1 pseudogene is annotated in these 309 nt (G+C 46.9%); it reads left to right on the top strand.

The annotated features are described in order from the left end of the window. Window positions 1–309, top strand: a pseudogene (gene leuS, locus AAEY62_RS21460) (leucine--tRNA ligase); the annotation flags it as partial.

Consider the following 309-nt stretch of genomic DNA (forward strand, 5'->3'; position numbering starts at 1 on the left):
ACTCACCCACTTACTGGTGAGCAAGTACCAATTTGGATCGCTAACTTTGTACTAATGCATTACGGCTCAGGCGCGGTAATGGCAGTGCCTGCACACGACCAACGTGACTTTGAATTTGCAACAGCCTACGGCCTTGATATTAAACAAGTGATTGCGCCAGTTACGGGCTCTGACCTTGAAGTAAACCTAAACAAAGAAGCGTTTACCGATAAAGGTGTATTGGTTAACTCGGGTGAATTTGACGGCCTTGATTTTGACGCGGCATTTAATGCCATTGCCGATAAGTTAGAAGCCTTGGGTGTGGGCGAG

It is taken from the genome of Pseudoalteromonas sp. GW168-MNA-CIBAN-0100, assembly GCF_040309225.1.
GTDB classification, from domain to species: domain Bacteria; phylum Pseudomonadota; class Gammaproteobacteria; order Enterobacterales; family Alteromonadaceae; genus Pseudoalteromonas; species Pseudoalteromonas arctica.